At 62.2% G+C, this 19,849-nt stretch carries 17 protein-coding genes; 8 read left to right on the top strand and 9 right to left on the bottom strand.

The features are described from left to right. The first annotated feature begins 38 nt into the window (after positions 1-38). From ACIP1G_RS00615 to ACIP1G_RS00605, 3 genes are all read left to right on the top strand, one after another. Entirely contained in the window at positions 39-1,985 is a 1,947-nt protein-coding gene (locus ACIP1G_RS00615) for a BCCT family transporter (protein ID WP_400733126.1), read from the top strand. Between the two features lie 534 nt (positions 1,986-2,519). Then, the gene (locus ACIP1G_RS00610) at positions 2,520-3,035 is read left to right on the top strand and encodes a hypothetical protein (RefSeq protein WP_400732586.1); all 516 of its coding nucleotides are present in this window, start codon (positions 2,520-2,522) and stop codon (positions 3,033-3,035) included. Further along, positions 3,013-3,726 carry a hypothetical protein gene (locus ACIP1G_RS00605; protein ID WP_400732583.1) on the top strand — a complete coding sequence of 238 codons (714 nt, stop codon included), beginning with the start codon at positions 3,013-3,015 and terminating at the stop codon, positions 3,724-3,726. The genes ACIP1G_RS00610 and ACIP1G_RS00605 overlap by 23 nt, the downstream gene beginning before the upstream one ends. Before the next feature lie 79 nt (positions 3,727-3,805). On the opposite strand, the gene ACIP1G_RS00600 is transcribed toward ACIP1G_RS00605, so the two are convergent. From ACIP1G_RS00600 to gpmI, 5 genes are all read right to left on the bottom strand, one after another. Further along, positions 3,806-5,209: a trypsin-like peptidase domain-containing protein gene (locus ACIP1G_RS00600; protein WP_400732582.1), complete on the bottom strand. Its 1,404-nt coding sequence runs from the start codon at positions 5,207-5,209 to the stop codon at positions 3,806-3,808. Between the two features lie 77 nt (positions 5,210-5,286). Beyond that, entirely contained in the window at positions 5,287-6,054 is a 768-nt protein-coding gene (locus tag ACIP1G_RS00595) for a divergent polysaccharide deacetylase family protein (RefSeq protein ID WP_400732579.1), read from the bottom strand. Between the two features lie 8 nt (positions 6,055-6,062). Beyond that, the gene (locus ACIP1G_RS00590) at positions 6,063-7,379 is read right to left on the bottom strand and encodes a S41 family peptidase (RefSeq protein WP_400732578.1); all 1,317 of its coding nucleotides are present in this window, start codon (positions 7,377-7,379) and stop codon (positions 6,063-6,065) included. 77 nt (positions 7,380-7,456) lie between these two features. Further along, on the bottom strand, positions 7,457-8,770 hold the full coding sequence (locus ACIP1G_RS00585; RefSeq protein ID WP_400732576.1) for a murein hydrolase activator EnvC family protein: 1,314 nt from the start codon (positions 8,768-8,770) through the stop codon (positions 7,457-7,459). 230 nt (positions 8,771-9,000) lie between these two features. Beyond that, positions 9,001-10,536: a 2,3-bisphosphoglycerate-independent phosphoglycerate mutase gene (gene gpmI / locus ACIP1G_RS00580; RefSeq protein ID WP_400732574.1), complete on the bottom strand. Its 1,536-nt coding sequence runs from the start codon at positions 10,534-10,536 to the stop codon at positions 9,001-9,003. Between the two features lie 207 nt (positions 10,537-10,743). Here gpmI and ACIP1G_RS00575 point away from each other — a divergent pair, with 207 nt between their 5' ends. Genes ACIP1G_RS00575 through secB form a run of 3 tightly spaced genes read left to right on the top strand, consistent with a single transcriptional unit; the run spans position 10,744 to position 11,938 of the window. After that, positions 10,744-11,157 carry a rhodanese-like domain-containing protein gene (locus tag ACIP1G_RS00575; RefSeq protein WP_400732572.1) on the top strand — a complete coding sequence of 138 codons (414 nt, stop codon included), beginning with the start codon at positions 10,744-10,746 and terminating at the stop codon, positions 11,155-11,157. A 1-nt stretch (position 11,158) separates the two neighbouring features. After that, the gene (gene grxC / locus ACIP1G_RS00570) at positions 11,159-11,413 is read left to right on the top strand and encodes a glutaredoxin 3 (protein ID WP_400732570.1); all 255 of its coding nucleotides are present in this window, start codon (positions 11,159-11,161) and stop codon (positions 11,411-11,413) included. 39 nt (positions 11,414-11,452) lie between these two features. Beyond that, positions 11,453-11,938: a protein-export chaperone SecB gene (gene secB / locus ACIP1G_RS00565; RefSeq protein ID WP_400732567.1), complete on the top strand. Its 486-nt coding sequence runs from the start codon at positions 11,453-11,455 to the stop codon at positions 11,936-11,938. Positions 11,939-12,084: 146 nt separating this feature from the next. Here the strand turns inward: secB and trmL are convergent, their stop codons facing one another. Beyond that, positions 12,085-12,546: a tRNA (uridine(34)/cytosine(34)/5-carboxymethylaminomethyluridine(34)-2'-O)-methyltransferase TrmL gene (gene trmL / locus ACIP1G_RS00560; protein ID WP_400732564.1), complete on the bottom strand. Its 462-nt coding sequence runs from the start codon at positions 12,544-12,546 to the stop codon at positions 12,085-12,087. Between trmL and ACIP1G_RS00555 the strand changes: the two genes are divergently transcribed. Next, on the top strand, positions 12,545-12,982 hold the full coding sequence (locus ACIP1G_RS00555; protein ID WP_400732561.1) for a hypothetical protein: 438 nt from the start codon (positions 12,545-12,547) through the stop codon (positions 12,980-12,982). The genes trmL and ACIP1G_RS00555 overlap by 2 nt on opposite strands. A 452-nt stretch (positions 12,983-13,434) precedes the next feature. Here the strand turns inward: ACIP1G_RS00555 and ntrC are convergent, their stop codons facing one another. The 3 genes from ntrC to glnA all read right to left on the bottom strand — a co-directional run bounded on the left by ntrC (position 13,435) and on the right by glnA (position 17,731). Next, a complete protein-coding gene (ntrC, locus tag ACIP1G_RS00550; protein WP_346645121.1) occupies positions 13,435-14,871 on the bottom strand; it encodes a nitrogen regulation protein NR(I) in 1,437 nt (478 codons plus the stop codon). After that, positions 14,868-15,953, bottom strand: coding sequence for a nitrogen regulation protein NR(II) (gene glnL / locus ACIP1G_RS00545; protein WP_346645120.1), 1,086 nt, complete (start codon positions 15,951-15,953; stop codon positions 14,868-14,870). The genes ntrC and glnL overlap by 4 nt, the downstream gene beginning before the upstream one ends. Before the next feature lie 371 nt (positions 15,954-16,324). Then, on the bottom strand, positions 16,325-17,731 hold the full coding sequence (gene glnA / locus ACIP1G_RS00540; protein ID WP_400732558.1) for a type I glutamate--ammonia ligase: 1,407 nt from the start codon (positions 17,729-17,731) through the stop codon (positions 16,325-16,327). 613 nt (positions 17,732-18,344) lie between these two features. Between glnA and thiI the strand changes: the two genes are divergently transcribed. Beyond that, positions 18,345-19,799 (top strand): tRNA uracil 4-sulfurtransferase ThiI, encoded by a 1,455-nt coding sequence (gene thiI / locus ACIP1G_RS00535; protein WP_400732557.1) that lies wholly within the window; start codon positions 18,345-18,347, stop codon positions 19,797-19,799. Positions 19,800-19,849: the final 50 nt, after the last annotated feature.

Here is a 19,849-nt window from a genome sequence, read left to right as displayed (position 1 = left end):
CCAAGCCCCCCGCCGAGAGGGTACGGGTCAACCGCGTGGTGTTCTTCACCTCCGCGCTGATGATCCTCGTTCTGACTGCCTTGCTGATCGCTGTACCCGAAACCGCCGGCCAGGTGCTGGGCGTGGCCCAGAAGTGGCTGACGCGCACCTTTGGCTGGTACTACATGCTGGTCATCTGCGGCTACCTGGTGTTTGTCGTCTACCTGGCCTTCTCCGACTACGGCAGCCTCAAGCTGGGCGGCAAGGACGACCAGCCGGACTTCAGCTACGGCGCATGGGCCGGCATGCTGTTCTCGTCCGGTATCGGTATCTCGCTGCTGTACTTCGGCGCTTCCGAGCCGCTGGACCACTACTTCAACCCACCGGAAGGCACCCCAGCCAGCCTCGAAGCTGCGCGCCAGGGCCTGCAACTGACCTTCCTGCACTGGGGCCTGCATGGCTGGGCGATCTACGCCCTGGTCGGCCTGGCCGTGGGCTATTTCGCCTACCGCCACAACCAGCCGCTGGCGTTGCGCTCGGCGCTGTACCCGCTGGTGGGTGAGCGTTGGGTCAAGGGTGCTGCCGGCAATGCCGTGGACATCTTCGGCATGTTCGTCACCCTGCTGGGCCTGGTGACCAACCTGGGTATTGGCTCGATGCAGGTGTCGTCCGGCCTGGAATACTTGTTCGGCATGGACCACAGCAAGACCAACCTGCTGGTGGTGATCCTGGTCATGGCCGGCGTGGCTACCGTGGCAGCGGTATCGGGTGTGGAAAACGGCATCCGCCGCCTGTCCAACCTGAACATCATGCTGTTCAGCGGCCTGCTGATCTTCGTGCTGCTGGGCGGCGAAACCCTGCACCTGCTCAATGGCTTCGTGCAGAACGTTGGCGACTACCTCAACGGCATCGTGCTGAAAACCTTCGACCTCTACGTGTACGAAGGCGAGGCCGGCAAGTCCGAGCGCTGGCTGGGCCTGTGGACCGTGTTCTACTGGGCTTGGTGGATTTCCTGGGGCCCGTTCGTCGGCATGTTCATTGCCCGTATCTCCAAGGGCCGCACCGTACGTCAGTTGGTAATGGGCGTGCTGCTGATCCCGCTGGGCTTCACCCTGGCCTGGTTGTCGATCTTCGGCAACACCGCGCTGGACCTGGTGATCAACCAGGGCGCCGTGGAGCTGGGCAAGACTGCGCTGGAACAGCCGTCGATGTCGATCTACCAGCTGCTGGAATACTTCCCGGCGGCCAAGATCGTGATCGGTGTAGCAGTGTTCGTTGGCTTCGTGCTGTTCCTCACCCCGGCCGACTCCGGTGCGGTGATGATGGCCAACCTGTCGTGCAAGGGCGGCAAGGTCGACGAAGACGCCCCGCACTGGATGGTGGTGTTCTGGTCGGTGGTCATTACCCTGGTCACCATCGGCCTGCTGTTTGCCGGTAACTTCGAAGCCATGCAGACCATGGTGGTGCTGGCAGGCCTGCCGTTCTCGGTGGTGCTGGTGCTGTTCATGTTCGGCCTCTACAAGGCCATGAAGCAGGACGTGGCGGTGGAGCAGGAGCGTGCCGAGCTGGCCGCCCGTGGCCGTCGCGGCTTCAGCGAGCGCCTGACTCAGCTGGAACTGCAGCCGACCCAGGCCGTGGTGCAGCGCTTCATGGACAAGCAGGTCACTCCGGCCTTGAAAGAAGCCGCTGCACAACTGCAGACCCTGGGCTTCGAGGTGGAAACCCGTGTTGGCCAGTCGCGCAACATGATGGGCCTGCGGGTGATGATGGACGAGGGTAACCCGTTCGTTTACGAAGTGAGCCTGGACGGCTACATGGCTGCGCCGAGTGAAGCACCGGTGGAAGGCGAGCCGGAAGTGCGCCAGCGCTTCTACCGTGCCGAGGTGTACCTGCACGATGGCAGCCAGGAGTACGACCTGATGGGCTTTGCGCCCGAGCAGATTGTGCGTGATGTGCTGGACCAGTTCGAAAGCCACCGGCAGCTGTTGGGGCGTGTGTACAGCTGACGCTGATTTGCTGAAATGAAGGCCTTGCTCGAGTAGAGCAGGGCCTTTTTTTTGGGGCCGCTCTGATAAGACATCTCGGCTGCCAGGTGCCTGTCACAACATTTTCAGCGCCTATGAGATCGAGCGCCGCCCGCGCGGCGCTTCGCAGCACAAGGCTGCTCCTACATCTGTTTCGGGCCAGTTATTCCTGTGCCAGGTGGGTTGTATCCTTGGTGCATGTCTGGAGATCGATGAAGAGCAACTGCGTCCCCTACGATATCGAATGGAACAAACAAGGCGGTCAGCGGTGACCCCACAGGAGTGACTGGCCCGAAACAGATGTAGGAGCAGCCTTGTGCTGCGAAGCGCCGCGCGGGCGGCGCTCATCTGTGCATCACCTCAAATCCCAAGACATACGCCTGGAAGCCCTCACCCCACCTCCTCAAGGGGCAAATCGCGGCCCGTAAACATCTTCTTCTGCCCCAGCAATATGTAGCGCGAACATCGGCACTGTTTGCCGCAGCCTCCCGGTTTTTCCATGGAGGCATGCATAGCATGAGCAGTACCGAGATCCCTACGTTCGACTTCAGGCAAGCCGTTGCCCGGCAGTTCGCTGGTCGGCCAACCCTGCGCCAGGTCACCGGCGAGCAGCTGTTGCAAGTCATGCTGGCCGAGTTGCCATGGCTGGCTGATGTGACACCGGCCCTGACAACGGCCGAGCCGTTGATGCTGGATAGCCCGGCCCCTGACACGCCTTACTGGGCCACGCAGCCCATGCTCGACCGGGTGCTGCAAGCATTGCTGGACCCGAAGCCGCTGAGTATCGAGCCCTTGGCAGATGGGCGGCATTTCAACCTTGCGGTGACCGCCGCCTATCGCTTTGCGGGATCACACAGCGAGTTCGATACCCGGCAGTTGACAGGGTTGTCACGCGCGCTGAACGAACTGGTCGCGCACTTGCCGCAGCGCTTTGCCGAAGCCAAGCTCATCAGTTCGGCGCACTGGCCAAGCAATCGTTGGACTCCTGCTGATCGGAACAGAGGCCGACGTGCAGGGGCAGCGCCTTCTTGAGGTGCGCGAGGCGTTCAGCGATGAGGTCCTGGCCATGTTTGAAGAGGTGCAGGGCGAATGGCGAGAGCGGGAGGGCGACAAGCCGTCAGTCACTGTCGAAGCTGCCCCGGTCGATCTGCCAATGTGGGTGCAGTCACTGCTGGACGAAGGCAACAAGGTGCGAGGCAAGGCCAGGTTGTATGTGCAGCACGACATCAAGGGTGCCTTGCTCGCCCAGTTGTTCGACCAGCAACTGGGGCAACTGGACCGGGCGGCGAGTACCGTACGCAACGCCGGAGGCAACGACGCGCTGCTGCGGGCCCTGGAGCGGGAGGCGGACGGATTGCGTGCGGAGAAAAAACTCCAGCTCACCACCCTTTATACCGACACCAGCTATCCCTCTGCCGAAGCCCTGCGCTTCCTGCACGCGGAAGGTTTGATCACCGTCGAATACAGTGAACGGCGCACCATGCAGGACGGCAGTGCTTTTGATGAATACCGCGTGCTGCGCCTGCCGAGCCGGCGCAATCTCTGGGCGGCGCATTTTCATTTGCGCTCGCCGGACGCCTTCGCCCAGGACTTCATCGCCGGTCACCTCAAGACCTGGAGCCAACGCCGCATGAGCAGCCGCCTTGCTGCCACCGCTGGCCAGCGGCTACATCGTGGCAAGCTGACGCTGGAGCAGGCCAATGGGATCATTCCTTTCCATTGAACCGGCCGGTAATCCGGAGAGCGGCAGCTGTTTGCTGTGCCTGGCATTCATGCGCAGGCACAGCAGGTTCATGGGGCAATCAGGGCGCAGTGGCCTGTAGCAGATCGGTGCGGAATTCGGAGTTTTGCCCAATCACGTCGATAGCGACGCTGCACAGCTTCAAGGGCAGTGCAGCGCTGGGAATGTCGCGGCTTTGTGCACGCAACAGGCGATAACCAGAAAGGTCGTTGCAGTCTGTCGTTGCCGGTTCACCACGTTTTACCCGGTAGAACGCGACATCAGGATCTTTCGGCCAACTGATGCGTGCACCACCGTCAGGCAAGTGTTCAACCAGCACCCGAGCCTGGGGCCTGCCAGGCGGTAACAGATTCACTTCAATGCTCAGACTGTTGGCCATGAGCGCACGAGAAGGCCGCTGGTCTGGCGACTGTACGCCGACCAGGCACAGGTAATGAGTACCGGGTAAAGGGCCGATCGGGTCGTTGATCATGGCCTCTCTCGAAGGGATGGTGCCGCTGTAGCCCACCGGGTCTTCGCAGGCGAGTGCATCTGTACTGGCTTTGTAGCGGTAGCGCGGTGTGTCGAGCAGAAACTGGAAGCCCCAGCGTGCGGGCTCAAGGGAACCATCGGCCATGCTTCGGGCCTTGGTGAGGGATTTGAAACCATTGCCCTGCGGCTCGAGCTGAAAGGCCGGCAGCAACTGGCAAGCCTCAAGCTCGAGGTCCGCTTGACCTGCGTTGAAGCAGCCCTGAAGGCGATTGAGCGGGATTGCACCCACTTCGGTGTCATGCAGGCTATTGGCGATGCTGACCAGGCCATGGCTACCAACGTCCATGACCGGGCCGCCGGAGGCCCCCTCATCCAGGCCTTGGCAATCGTTACGCCTGACGTTGCGCCACACCCAGTTGCCGACACTGGCTGTACTGTGGAAGCGCTCCGTGCAGGTGGACAAGCGCAGGCCTTTACTGATCGAACTGGGTTCGCCGATTACGTGAACCGCGCTTCCCGATGCGGGGGACCGGCCCAGTTTGAGTGGCGTGATGCCTTGTGCCAGCAGCTCCTCAAGGGTGGCGTCCAACTCCAGAAGCGCCAGGTCGGCACCTTGCAAGCTGTTCCATACGGTACGCTTCAGGCGCACCGTGTGACGCTGGTCTTTGGTGTCGATAAAATAATTGAAGGCAATGCTGCCGGTAATCGGCTGGTCGACAATGACTTTGCCATTGACGCCGCCAGCGCAGTGGCCGGCTGTCAGTATGTAGGCCGGCCCACTTGTACCGTGGGTGTCATCACGGCTGTCCAGCAAGGTGCCGATGCAATGTCGGTTTTTCCAGATCAGCCGGCCAACGCCTGTCCACTGCGAGTCCTGGCCAGCGCTGTTGTACAGGGTAAGTGGTGCTGTGGGAGGGGGGGTGGTGTCGTTGGCATTAGCCAGGTGGCTGAAGAGTGCCAGGCCCAGCGTGGCCAGGAATAATGGTTTATGCATGTCGTACTCCATGGGGTGGAGGACGAAGCGTGAAGATGCTACCGATGCCCTTGGCGGTACATAGATGAAGGGCCTGCTCAGCGGTTGCTGTAGCGGCCATGCTTGCCATGTGCCGGCATGGCCTGGTTGCTCCGCTCGGCGATCATCTGTGGCAGCTTGATCAAGATGACACCTTGGCCTTTGAGCCGTGGCAGTTCGCGCTCTAGCACTTCCAGCGTCTGCGGGTAAGGATGCCCGATCAACACTGCCGAGCCTTGCTTGCGGGCCAGGGCAATGCCTTGCTGCAGCTGCCCGGTAATCGCCTCGGTGGTGCGCACATCGTCGAGGAACACATCCCGAGAGACATGCGCCAGCCCCTGCGCCTGCGCTTCGGCTGCCGCCACCGTGGCGGCACTGGTGCGGCTGTCGACGAAGAACAGGTGGCGCCGCTGCAGCTCGCCAACCAACCAGGCCATCGGCTCGCGCTGGGCGGTCATGCGGCTGCCCATGTGGTTGTTGATGCCGGCAGCGTAGGGCACCTTGAGCAGCGCGGCGTCCAGGCGCCGGCCCAGTTCCTCGATGGGCAGACCAGGGTGCCAGGCATAGGGCCCGGTAGCCGGGTCCATGGGCATGTGCAGGATCACCGTCTTGCCAGCCTTGTGGGCCTGGCGGGCGAAGTCGGTGGCGTGCGAGGTGTCGGGCATGATCGCCATGGTCACCGGGCCGGGCAGGGCCAGGGTACGGCTGTCACGCTCGGGGCTCTGGCCCAGGTCGTCGATGATGATGCTCATGTAGGCCTTGCCAGCCGGCGCCGCTTGCGCGACCCCGGTCAACAGGCAGAACAACAGACACAGCAGATAACGCATGGAGTGGATCAGTCGCCCTTGGTGATGTTCAGGCCCTTGAGCAGGCTCAGTGCCTGGCTCAGCTGGAAGTCGTCATCCTGCGGGCGCTCCTTGCGCTTGCTGCTGCCAGTCGGGCGCTCGGCACCGCCGTTGCCATTGCCCAGGTGGCCTTGCAGGTCGGCTTCCTTGAAGTTGTCGGTGTCGGCTTCGGCAGTGAGCTTGGCCGGGCGCACTTCGATGTCGGGGACAATGCCCTGGGCCTGGATCGAGCGGCCATTGGGGGTGAAGTACAGTGCGGTGGTCAGCTTCAGCGCACGGTCGTTGGCCAGTGGCAGCACAGTTTGCACCGAGCCCTTGCCAAAGCTGTCGGTGCCCATCAGCACGGCACGCTTATGGTCCTGCAGGGCGCCGGCGACGATTTCCGAGGCCGAAGCACTGCCGCCGTTGATCAGGACTACCAGTGGCACGCCTTCGCTGGCGTCGGCCGGGTCAGCCGAGAAGCGCAGTTCGGAGTTGGCGATGCGGCCTTTGGTGTAGACGATCAGGCCTTTGGTGAGGAAATGGTCGGCCACTTCCACGGCCGATTGCAGCACACCACCCGGGTTGTTGCGCAGGTCGAGCACCACCCCGCGCAGCTTCTTGCCGTTGTCCTTGCGCAGCTTGGCCAGGGCTTTGCTCACCTCGTCGCCGGTCTTGACCTGGAACTGGGTGATGCGGATGTAACCGTAATCGTTCTCCAGCAGCTGGCTCTTCACGCTCTTGACCTGGATGACTGCGCGGGTCAGGGTCACGTCAAACGGGTTGCCGCCGTCGCGCACCAGGGTCAGGGTGATTTTCTCTCCAACCTTGCCGCGCATCTTGTCGACGGCTTCGGTCATGGTCTGGCCGCGGGTCGGGGCACCGTTGATCTTGACGATCAGGTCGCCGGCCTGCACACCGGCACGCGTGGCCGGGGTGTCGTCGATTGGCGAGACCACCTTGATGAAGCCGTCTTCCTGGCCCACTTCGATGCCCAGTCCGCCGAACTCGCCGCTGGTGCTCTCCTGCAGCTCCTGGAAGTCCTCGGGGCCGAGGTAGGCCGAGTGTGGGTCAAGGTTGCTGAGCATGCCCTTGATGGCGTTTTCCAGCAGGGTCTTATCGTCCACGGGTTCGACGTAGGCCGCCTTGATGCGGTCCAGGACCTCGGCGAAGGTGCGCAGCTCTTCCAGCGGCAGCGGCGCCTTGGCGGTCACCTCGGTAGCCGGGACGACGGCGGCCTTGGCCGGTTCTGCGGCAGTGGCCAGGGGCGCGCCGACCGCCAGGGCGATGGACAGGGCCAGCTGGGTGAGACGAGGCGAGTGCAGCATGTCGAACGAACTCCTGATCCTGTAAGCGCTCCCTGGGGAGCATCGGCGTAGCACTCAGGCTACCCCGTAAAAATTGACTAGCCTCGGCACCACTGCGAAGGGTCGGTCGGGCGGCCCTGCTGGCGGATGGCGAAGTACAGGCCTGCCGCGTCCTGGCCGCCGCTGTCGCCAACGGTGGAAATGGCTTCACCGGCCTTGACGATATCACCAGCGCTCTTGAGCAGGCTCTGGTTGTGGCCGTACAGGCTCAGGTAACCGTTGCCATGATCCAGAATGACCAGAAGCCCGGCGCCGCGCAACCAGTCGGCGAACACCACGCGCCCGCCGTGTACCGCACGCACCTGGGTGCCCGGGTTGGCGCTGATCATCACCCCGTCCCACTTGGCACGGGCGTCGCTGCCGCGGGCATCACCGAAGCGTGCCAGCAATCGACCATTGACTGGCCACGGAAGTTTTCCCCGTGCGGCAGAAAAAGCACCGCCATAGTTCGCCCCGTCACTGGAAACCAGCGGGCCCAGTGTGGTGCGGGCCTTTTTCGGCGGCTCTACGGGTTCTGCCGGCTCGCGGGCCTGGTCGCGCGCAGCGGCGGCGGCCAGGGCTTCCTGCTGGCGGCGCTTTTCCGCTTCTTGCTGGGCCAGCAAGGCCTTCTTGCGCGCTTCTTCGGCCTCGCGGGCCTGGCGGGCCAGGGTTTCCTCGATGGTCTTGAGCACTTTGGCCAGATCGGCCTGGTCCTGTTCGCGGGCCTGCAGCTTCTGGTCGCGGTCTTTCACGTCGCTGTTGAGCTTGGCCAGTACCTGCTGGCGTTTGCCGCGCTCGGTTTCCAGCGCCTGGCGGCGGCTGTCGAGGTCAGCGCGCTGGGCCAGCAGTTGTTGCTGCTGGGTGGCGCTTTCCTGCTCGACGTTGGCCAGCTGGCGCAGGGTTTCGTTGAAGGTGCGCAGTTGCTCCAGGCGCGCCTTGCTCAGGTAGTCGTAGTAGGTGAGGGTGCGGGCGAACTTCTCGGGATTCTGCTGGTTGAGCAGCAGCTTGAGGTATTCCTCGCGGCCGTTCTGGTAGGCCGAACGGGCCTGGATGGCGATCAGTCGCTGTTGTTCAACGCGGGCGCTCTGGAGTTTTTTTTTCTCGGTATCAAGGCGCTCCAGCTCGCCCTCAGTCTTTTTTAGTTCTTGCTGCAGGGCCTCCACCTGCTTTTCGAGGTCGCCGATATCGGTCTCGGTGGCTTTGAGGTCCTTTTGCACACCGGCCTTTTCTTCCTGGAGCTTGCCCAGCGTCTTCTTGAGCTCGGCAATGTCCTGGCGGGTGGCATCCAGTTGCTGCTGGGTCTGTGCACGCTCATCGGCGAAGGCCGGGCTGAGCAGGCAAGACAGGGCTAGGAGGATCAGGGCGCGAAGCATGAGGTTTGGCGTACCAAGGATGGAGACTGGCCTAGTATGCCCGCGTGGGCAGGCAAAAAAAACGCCTCGCTGCGGGTGCAGGGGGGCGTTTGTCTGGAATTCATGTGTTATAGGGGGCTGCTGCGCAGCCCGATCGCGACACAAGGCCGCTCCTACAGTCATAACGCGGTCCCCTGTAGGAGCGGCCTTGCGTCGCGATGGGCCGCAAAGCGGCCCCCTTCAACACCAGATCAGGCATCAACCAGGATCGAAGTACCGGTCATTTCCACCGGCTTCTCCAGCCCCAGCAGCTTCAGCATGGTCGGCGCCACATCAGCCAGCACGCCGCCATCACGCACCTTGACGTTGCGCTTGCCCACATAGATGAACGGTACCGGCTCAGTGGTGTGCGCGGTGTGCGCCTGGCCGGTGCACTCGTCTTCCATCTGCTCGACGTTGCCGTGGTCAGCGGTAATCAGCGCTTCGCCGCCCACCTTGTCCAAGGCTTCAACGATGCGGCCAACGCAGGTGTCCAGCGCTTCGACGGCCTTGACCGCAGCTTCGAACACGCCAGTGTGGCCGACCATGTCGCCGTTGGCGTAGTTGACCACAATCACGTCGAAACGCTGCTGCTCGATGGCTTCGACAATGCGATCAGTCACTTGCGGGGCGTTCATTTCCGGCTGCAGGTCATAGGTGGCGACCTTTGGCGACGGGATCAGGATGCGCTCTTCGCCTTCGAACGGCTCTTCGCGGCCGCCGGAGAAGAAGAAGGTAACGTGGGCGTATTTCTCGGTTTCGGCGATGCGCAGCTGGGTCTTGCCGTTTTTCGCCAGGTATTCGCCCAGCACGTTGTTCAGGCTGGATGGCGCAAAGGCAGCCGGTGCGGCAATTTTTGCCGAATACTGGGTCAGGCCGATGTAGGCCGCCATCTTCGGCAGGCGCGCACGGTCGAACTCGGTGAAGTCCGGCTCGACAAAGGCACGCGACAGCTCGCGGGCGCGGTCGGCGCGGAAGTTCATGAAGATCACGGCGTCGCCGTCTTCGACCTTGACCGCTTCGCCAATGCGCGTGGCCTTGACGAACTCGTCGCTCTCGTCACGGGCGTAGGCCGCTTCCAGGCCAGCCACGGCGGTGTCGGCGGTGTATTCGGCGGCGCTGTCGACGATCAGGTTGTAGGCGGCGCTGACGCGGTCCCAGCGGTTGTCGCGGTCCATGGCGTAGTAGCGGCCGATCAGGCTGGCGATACGGCCTTTGCCCAGCTTGGCGAAGGTGGCGTCGAGCAGTTCGATGGACGACTGCGCGCTGCGTGGCGGGGTGTCGCGGCCATCGAGGAAGGCGTGCAGGTAGATCTTTTTTGCGCCGCGCTGCGCGGCCAGTTCGGCCATCGCCACCAGGTGGTCCTGGTGGCTGTGTACGCCGCCATCTGACAGCAGGCCGAGGATGTGCACGGCCTTGCCGGCACCGGCGGCCTTGTCCACGGCACCGGTGAGTACCGGGTTCTCGAAGAACTCGCCGTCACGGATGGCCTTGGTCACCCGGGTGAAGTCCTGGTAGACGACGCGCCCGGCGCCCAGGTTCATATGACCGACTTCGGAGTTGCCCATCTGCCCGTCCGGCAGGCCGACATCCATGCCTGAGCCGGAAATGAGGCCATGCGGCAGGGTGGCGCGCAGGCGATCATAAACCGGCGTATTGGCGGCAAAGATGGCGTTGTGTTCGGGGATTTCGCTGTGGCCGAAGCCATCCAGGATGATCAGGACCAGGGGTTTGGGCGTACTCGTCATCAATCAAACTCACGGTTGTTCAAAGATGATAAAGAAACGCATTTTAGGGCAAATACGCCACCCACGGCGAATATTCGTCCCATTCCCCCGACCGGCGCGCCTGTGCTAGCAACATGAAGGTGGTTTTCCGGCCGGCCTGTCGGGCTTTGGTGGCACTAAGGGGCTGTGTATACTGGCCGGCATTTTCAATCGCCTGGAACACCGCTGATGGTTGCTCACCTGATTCAATTCGCGACAGATCACTACATCCTGGTTGCGATCTTCCTCATTCTGCTGGTCCTGCTGCTCATCAATGAAATCCGCCGTGGCGGCCAGAGCCTGAGCAATGGCCAGCTGACTGCTCTGGTCAATGCCGACAAGGCCCTGGTGATCGACATTCGCCCGGCCAAGGAATACTCCGCCGGCCACATCGTCGGTGCGGTGAACATCCCGCAGGACAAGCTGGCCAACCGCATGGGCGAGCTGGAAAAGCACAAAGAGAAGACCCTGATCATCGTCGATGCGATGGGCCAGCAGTCCGGCACGCACTGCCGCGAGCTGCTAAAAGCCGGTTACAACGCCGCCAAACTGAGCGGTGGCGTTTCCAGCTGGAAAGCCGATAACCTGCCCCTGGTGAAGTGATATGAAGTCCGTCATCGTCTATTCCAGCGACTACTGCCCGTACTGCATGCGCGCCAAGTACCTGCTTGAGAGCAAGGGCGTGGCCTTCGAGGAAATCAAGGTCGACGGCAAGCCGCAGGTTCGCGCCGAGATGAGCCAGAAGGCCGGCCGTACGTCGGTGCCGCAGATCTGGATCGGCAGCACCCATGTCGGTGGATGCGATGACCTCTATGCCCTGGAGCGCGCCGGCAAGCTCGACGCGCTGCTGGCTGCCTGATTTGCACTGCATTCAAAAACATTAGGATAAGGATCTGCCATGACTGACCAACAGACCAACGGCGCTGCTGCAGAAGACAACAGCCCTCAGTTCTCCATGCAGCGCATCTATGTGCGCGACCTGTCGTTCGAGGCCCCGAAAAGCCCGCAGATCTTCCGCCAGACCTGGGAGCCGAGCGTTGCCCTGGACCTGAACACCAAGCAAAAGGCCCTGGAAGGCGACTTCCACGAGGTGGTGCTGACCCTGTCGGTTACCGTCAAGAACGCTGACGAAGTGGCATTCATCGCTGAAGTGCAGCAGGCCGGTATCTTCCTGATCAAGAACCTGGACGCGGCTTCGATGAGCCACACCCTGGGTGCGTTCTGCCCGAACATCCTGTTCCCGTACGCCCGTGAGACCCTGGACAGCCTGGTGACCCGCGGTTCGTTCCCGGCGCTGATGCTGTCGCCGGTCAACTTCGACGCCCTGTACGCGCAAGAAATGCAGCGTATGCAGGAAGCTGGCGAAGCGCCGACTGTGCAGTAATCGCTGCCGGTACCAAGAAAGCGCCTCTCGGGGCGCTTTTTTGTTGCCTGTGCTGGCCTCTTCGCGGGTGAACCCGCTCCTACACTGGGCGCGCGGTCCCTTGTAGGAGCGGGTTTACCCGCGAAGAGGCCAGCACAGGCGACCCATCAACTCCCGGCAAACCCGTTCTGCCGCCACGCCTCATACACCGTCACCGCCACGGTATTGGACAGGTTCAGGCTACGGCACCCCGGCCGCATCGGCAGGCGCAGGCGCTGTTCGGCTGGCAGGCTGTCCAGCACCTCGGCCGGCAAGCCGCGGCTTTCCGGCCCGAACAGGAAGGCATCGCCTGACTGGTAGGCCACTTCGTGGAACGGGTGCGAGCCCTTGGTGGTAAAGGCGAACAGCCGCGGGTTACCCAGGCTTTCCAGGCATCCGGCCAGGCTCTCGTGGCGTTTGAGCGTGGCATACTCGTGGTAATCAAGCCCAGCGCGGCGCAGGCGCTTGTCATCCAGTTCGAAGCTGATGGGTTCGATCAGGTGCAGGTGGCAGCCACTGTTGGCGCACAGGCGAATGATGTTGCCGGTATTCGGCGGAATTTCTGGTTGAAAAAGGATGACGTGAAACATGCACGGCTCCAAGCGTGAAGATGACGGGCATTCTACTCCTGAACCGGACGTGCGTTCGAAGGCGTTCCCGCGGGTGATGTTGTCCTTGGCGATTGTTGGCTTGATGGTGGGGCTAATGATTGGCCGCCTGACCACGCCCGACGAGCGCGAGCTGCAGCAGGTGGAGGTGGTGCAGGACGGCCTGGAGCTGTGGTTCAACGAAGAGCCGCAACTGCATGGCGAAAATGTGGACGGCACCGTTGCGTTGCTGTTCCAGGCCCAGGGCAAGGTTCAGCAGGGGCAATTGAGCCTGCAGGGCAAGCCGGTGAGCTGGCGGGTGCAGAAGAGCAAGGAAGGTTTGTTGCTGACGGTGGTGGCTGCGCGCCCCCTGCACGGCGAGTGGGCCGGTGCAGAGGACGCTGGGCGCTGGCGGGTGCAGGTGAAACTGCACGAATAAAAGAGGGGATTTCCCGGCCTGCCTGTACCAGGGTCCCCAAAAGGGCTACGGCGTACTGCGTGTAAAGGGGGGATGGCCCGGCCTGCCTGTACCGAGGTCCCCAAAAGCGGCGGTGCTGCGAATAAAAGAGGGGTTCACCCGGCCTGCCTGTACCAGGGCCCCCGAAACGGGTTATGTATGAGTTATTGCAGGGGGCGTGCCAGTTTTGCAAAGCCCGGGGAATACTGGGCTTTGAGGGGGATTTGGCCGGGTTTGGAGGGGATTTGTGCCTTGAGGCGGTGCGTTGGGCACAGGATCGGTGCATCGGAAGGCTGAAATAGCTGGGGCCGCTTTGCGGCCCTATCGCGACACAAGGCCGCTCCTACAGGGGAACGCGATTTCCTGTAGGAGCGGCCTTGTGTCGCGATAGGGCTGCGCAGCAGCCCCAGAAATCTTGTGGGTTAAACTAGAGCTCAGTGCTCATCACCTTCCTCTTCATCCCCCCCAGCCACATTCATCCCCAGCTCCTTGATCTTGCGCGTCAGGGTATTGCGCCCCCAACCCAGCAGCAGTGCGGCATCCCGGCGGCGCCCGGCGGTGTGCTTGAGCGCTGTCTCGATCATGATCCGTTCAAAGCTCGGCACCGCGCTGTCCAGCAGGTTGGTCTGCCCACGCGCCAGCGCTTGGTCGGCCCACTGGCGCAGGGCCTGCTCCCAGTTGGTCACCGGCGCGGCGTCCTGTGGCAGGTTCAGCAGTTCGGGCGGCAGGTCACCGATCAGCACCTCGCGGCTGGAGGCCATCACGGTGATCCAACGGCAGGTGTTCTCCATCTGTCGCACGTTGCCTGGCCACGGCAGGTTACGGATGAATTCCTCGGTTTCCGGCTTGAGGATCTTCGGCTCGACCGCCAACTCCTGGGCAGCGCGGGCGAGGAAGTGGCGGGCGAGGGCGGGGATGTCTTCGCGGCGGTCGGCCAGGCGCGGGATGTGGATGCGGATCACGTTCAGGCGGTGGAACAAGTCCTCACGGAACTTGCCGGCTTGCACCAACGATTCGAGGTTCTGGTGGGTGGCGGCGATGATGCGCACATCGACCTTGACCGGCACATGACCGCCCACGCGGTAGAACTCGCCGTCAGCCAGCACCCGCAGCAGGCGGGTTTGGGTGTCGGCAGGCATGTCGCCGATTTCGTCGAGGAACAGCGTGCCGCCATCGGCCTGCTCGAAGCGGCCCCGGCGCAGGTTGGCAGCGCCAGTGAAGGCGCCTTTTTCATGGCCGAACAGCTCGGACTCCATCAGGTCCTTGGGGATGGCGGCCATGTTCAGTGCAATGAACGGTGACGCCGCACGCGGGCTGTGGCGGTGCAGGGCATGTGCCACCAGCTCCTTGCCGGTACCTGATTCGCCGTTGATCAGCACGGTGATGTTGGAGTGGCTGAGGCGGCCGATGGCGCGAAACACCTCCTGCATGGCCGGGGCTTCACCGATGATTTCCGGGGTGCGCGCCAGGTTCTGCGGCACATCCAGCCCTTGTTGCTCCTGGGCGTGCTGGTTGGCGCGCTTGACCAGCGAGACGGCTTCGTCGACGTCGAACGGCTTGGGCAAGTACTCGAAGGCACCTCCCTGGTACGACGCCACGGCACTGTCCAGGTCGGAATGGGCGGTCATGATGATGACCGGCAGGCGCGGGTGTTGGTCGCGGATCTGTGCCAGCAGGTCGAGGCCGCTGGTGCCGGGCATGCGGATGTCGGAAATGATCACGTCCGGCTGCTGGCGCGCCAGGCGGCCCATGACGCCATCGGCGCTGTCGAAGCTCTGGGTGGTCATGCCTTCTTGTTGCAGGGCTTTTTCCAGGACCCAGCGGATGGAGCGATCATCGTCGACGATCCATACGGTTTCACTTCGGCTCATGAGGCGGTGGCTCCTTGTTCCAGGGGCAGGTAGATCGAGAAGGCGGTGTGGCCTGCATGGCTTTCACACTCGATCAGGCCCTGGTGCTGGCTGATGATGTTCTGGGTAATGGCCAGGCCCAGCCCGGTACCGTCCGGGCGACCACTGACCATGGGATAGAAGAGGGTGTCCTGCAGTTCCGCCGGGATGCCTGGGCCGTTGTCGATGATCTCGACACGCGCCACCAGGCGGTGACGCACATGGCCGATGGTGAACTGGCGCAGGGCCCGGCTGCGCAAGGTGATGCGGCCCAGGCGCAGTTCGTTCTGCGAGCTGATCGCCTGCATGGCGTTGCGCACGATGTTGAGCACGGCCTGGATCATCTGTTCACGGTCAATCAGCACGTCTGGCAGGCTTGGGTCGTAATCGCGCACCAAAGTGATGCAGCCCTGGCTTTCAGCCTCCACCAGGCTGCAGACCCGCTCCAGCACTTCGTGGATGTTGGTCATGGCCAGTGACGGCAGCTTGTTCGAACCGAGCATGCGGTCGACCAGGTTGCGCAGGCGGTCAGCCTCTTCGATGATCACGTTGGTGTAGTCGCGCAGGCCTTCCTCGGGCAGCTCGCGAGCCAGCAGCTGGGCTGCGCCGCGGATGCCACCGAGGGGGTTCTTGATTTCGTGGGCCAGGCCGCGCACCAGCATCTTGGTGGTTTCCTGCTTGCTCAGCTGGGCCTCTTCCTTGGTGATGCGCAGCAGCCGGTCACGCGGGTGTACCTCCAGCAACAGCAGGGTCTGGCCCTGGTGCAGGATTGGCGTTACCGCGTAGTCGACGGTGATGGTCTGCCCGGTCAGCGAGGTGAGCTGCGCTTCACGCTTGGTGAAAGGGTGCGCCTGCTCGACCGCCTGGCGCAGCGAGCTGAGCGCTTCGGTCGACTCGGTGAACAGTTCGCTGATGAACTGCCCATGGCTGCGCTGGCCACTGACGGCCAGTAACATTTCCGCGGCCGGGTTCATGTACTCCAGGCGCAGCTCTGCGTTGAGCAGCAACGTGGCGGTGGTCAGGTTGTCCAGGAGCAGACGGTGCTGTGCATCGCTGATGGTCATAAGGCGTCGTTGACCTCTTTTGGCGCTTGCCTGGCACTGCTTTGGCCAGGGCCGGACGCGGGTGGGTCCGCTGGTGCGAGACTCTCTACCTCAAGAAAATGCAAGAAACAAACCAAAGCTCCGAAAAGAAGCGGGATTGGCCGATAAAGGCCTGAATCTGCGCGAATTCGGATCATAAACTCTGGATGAAACGTTTCACTTGAACCAGATTGGGGAGCAAATGGGGGCACGACGTTCAGTTGTGCACCAAGATAGAGCATAGCGTGGTGGGGGAGGTTTCTGTCGCTGCCCTATGGTGCAGAAACGAAAACGGCCTCCCGAAGGAGGCCGTCTCGTCTTGATCATGTCATCGGCGCGAGGCGCCGGTCAGATCAGCAGCTGTAGTACAGCTCGTATTCCAGCGGGTGCACGAAGGTACGGACCTTGATCTCTTCTTCGCTCTTCAGCTCGATGAAGGCATCGATGAAGTCGTCGGAGAACACGCCGCCCTTGGTCAGGAACGCACGGCCTTTGTCCAGCTCTTCCAGAGCTTCTTTCAGGCTGCCGCACACTTGCGGGATGTCCTTGGCTTCTTCTGGCGGCAGGTCGTACAGGTTCTTGTCGGCAGCATCGCCAGGGTGGATCTTGTTCTGGATGCCGTCCAGGCCAGCCATCAGCAGGGCCGCGAAGGCCAGGTACGGGTTGGCCGATGGGTCCGGGAAGCGTGCTTCGATACGGCGGGCTTTCGGGCTGCCGACGTAAGGAATACGGATCGAGGCGGAACGGTTGCGAGCCGAGTAGGCCAGCATTACCGGGGCTTCGAAGCCTGGCACCAGACGCTTGTACGAGTTGGTCGACGGGTTGGTGAAGCCGTTCAGGGCCTTACCGTGCTTGATGATACCGCCGATGAAGTACAGGGCGGTGTCGGACAGGCCGGCATAGCCTTCACCCGAGAAGGTGTTCTTGCCGTCTTTCCAGATCGACATGTGCACGTGCATGCCCGAGCCGTTGTCGCCGTATAGTGGCTTCGGCATGAAAGTGGCGGTACGGCCGTAGGCGTCGGCAACGTTGTGCACGACGTATTTCAGGGCCTGTACTTCGTCAGCTTTCTTTACCAGGGTGTTGAACTTGACGCCGATTTCGTTCTGGCCGGCAGTCGCCACTTCGTGGTGGTGAACTTCAACGATCTGGCCCATTTCTTCCAGTGCGTTGCACATGGCAGTACGGATTTCGTGGTCGTGGTCGAACGGCGGAACCGGGAAGTAGCCGCCTTTCACGCCAGGACGGTGGCCTTTGTTGCCGCCTTCCACGTCAGCGTCGGTCATCCACGAGCCTTGCTCGGAGAAGATCTTGAACATCGAGCCGGAGATGTCCGACTTGAACTTCACTTCGTCGAAGATGAAGAATTCTGGCTCTGGGCCGGCGAATACGGTGTCACCGATGCCGGTGCTCTTCAGGTACTCTTCGGCGCGCTTGGCGATGGCACGTGGGTCGCGATCGTAGCCCTGCATGCTCGACGGGTCGACGATGTCGCAGGTGATGATCAGGGTTGGCTCTTCGGTGAACGGGTCCAGAACGGCGGTGTCGTCGACCGGCATCAGGATCATGTCGGAAGCTTCGATGCCTTTCCAGCCAGCGATGGAGGAACCGTCGAACATCTTGCCGACTTCGAAGAAGTCTTCGTCCAGAGCGTCACGCGACGGCATGGTCACGTGGTGCTGAATGCCTTTGGTGTCCGTGAAACGCAGATCAATCCACTTGACGTCATGATCTTTGATGAGTTGAACCGACTTCGACATGTTGTCCTCCGGATGGTCTAGAGCGCGGTGGGCCGCTGCCCTGGAAAAAGGGTGTTGCCGGGCGCGGATAGTCGGCCAAGCTTACCTGCCTCACAAGGGAGCAAATTGCATGCCAGTGCCCGAAAATGGCGAGCGCGGGATAAAAGGGGGCGTTTGCGGGCATTTTGCGGTGGGTTGGGCGGGAAAAATGCACCCTTACGAGGCGATTTTTCGATTGCTCGCACCAATGTGGTGCATGTCTTGAGTTGTGTGACGTTTGCGAGATCGAGCGCCGCCCGCGCGGCGCTTCGCAGCGCAAGGCTGCTCCTACATCTGTTTCGGGCCAATTATTCCTGAGGCAGAGGCGCGCGCCCTTGGTGTCCACCTCAATGTCGTGTTGGACAAACAAGGCGGTCGCGTGCGCTGGTACAGGCTTGACTGGCCCGAAACAGATGTAGGAGCAGCCTTGTGCTGCGAAGCGCCGCGCGGGCGGCGCTCGTTCTCACAGGCGCCACAAAACCCGCCTCCTACATTTATCTGAAAGCTTCTGATCAAAAGTTGGTCAAATCCTGAGCAATTTCCGCTATAATTCGCGCCCCTCATTTTCGGCAGGCCCTGCGCGCGCTGTTAACCAATGAAACTTATCGTCAAAGTCTTCCCAGAAATCACCATCAAGAGCCGGCCGGTGCGCAAGCGCTTCATCCGCCAGCTCGGCAAGAACATCCGCAACGTGCTCAAGGACCTCGACCCTGAGCTCGCGGTCGATGGTGTCTGGGACAATCTCGAAGTGGTCACCCGCGTCGAAGACGAGAAAGTCCAGCGCGAGATGATCGAGCGCCTCACCTGCACCCCGGGTATCACCCACTTCCTGCAGGTAGAGGAATACCCGCTGGGCGACTTTGACGATATCGTCGCCAAGTGCAAGCACCACTTCGGCCACCTGCTGGCCGGCAAGCGCTTCTCGGTGCGCTGCAAACGCGGCGGCCACCACGACTTCACCTCGATGGACGTCGACCGCTACGTCGGCAGCCAGCTGCGTCAGCAGTGCGGCGCCGCCGGCATCGATCTGAAGACGCCTGAAGTCGTGGTGCGCATGGAAATCCGTGACCAGCGCCTGTACGTGATCCACAACCAGCACAACGGCATCGGCGGTTACCCGCTGGGTGCCCTTGAGCAAACCCTGGTGCTGATGTCCGGTGGCTTCGATTCCACCGTGGCGGCCTACCAGATGATGCGCCGCGGGCTGATGACCCACTTCTGCTTCTTCAACCTCGGTGGCCGTGCCCACGAGCTGGGCGTGATGGAAGTGGCCCACTACCTGTGGAAGAAGTACGGCAGCAGCCAGCGCGTGCTGTTCATCAGCGTGCCGTTCGAAGAAGTGGTCGGCGAGATCCTCAACAAGGTCGACAACAGTTACATGGGTGTGACCCTCAAGCGCATGATGCTGCGCGGTGCCGCGCACATGGCCGACCGCCTGCAGATCGAGGCGCTGGTGACCGGCGAGGCGATTTCCCAGGTGTCCAGCCAGACTTTGCCGAACCTGTCGATCATCGACTCGGCCACCGACAAGCTGGTGCTGCGCCCGTTGCTGGCCAGCCACAAGCAGGACATCATCGACCAGGCCACCGAGATCGGCACGGCCGACTTCGCCAAGCACATGCCGGAATACTGCGGCGTGATCTCGGTGAACCCGACCACCCATGCCAAGCGTCACCGCATGGAGCACGAAGAAAAGCAGTTCGACATGGCCGTGCTGGAGCGCGCCCTGGAGCGTGCCAAGTTCATCTCCATCGACCACGTGATCGATGAGCTGGGCAAGGACATCGAAGTCGAGGAAGTGGCCGAGGCGCTGCCAGGCCAGATCGTCATCGACATTCGTCACCCCGATGCCCAGGAAGACGAACCTCTGGCGCTGGAAGGTATCGAAGTCCAGGCCATGCCGTTCTATGCGATCAACAGCAAGTTCAAGCACCTGGACCCCACGCGCCAGTACTTGCTGTATTGCGACAAAGGTGTGATGAGCCGTTTGCACGCACACCACCTGCTCAGTGAGGGACATGCCAATGTGCGTGTTTATCGTCCGACATAAGACGCCGGGGCTGTATGGCGGCAGTATCCGCCATCGCCCTCCCGACCGCC

It is taken from the genome of Pseudomonas sp. NPDC089392, from assembly GCF_044749595.1.
In the GTDB taxonomy this organism is placed as follows: domain Bacteria; phylum Pseudomonadota; class Gammaproteobacteria; order Pseudomonadales; family Pseudomonadaceae; genus Aquipseudomonas.
The sequence above is the reverse complement of the archived record's forward strand: the minus strand, read 5'-3'. Positions and strand labels throughout refer to the sequence as shown.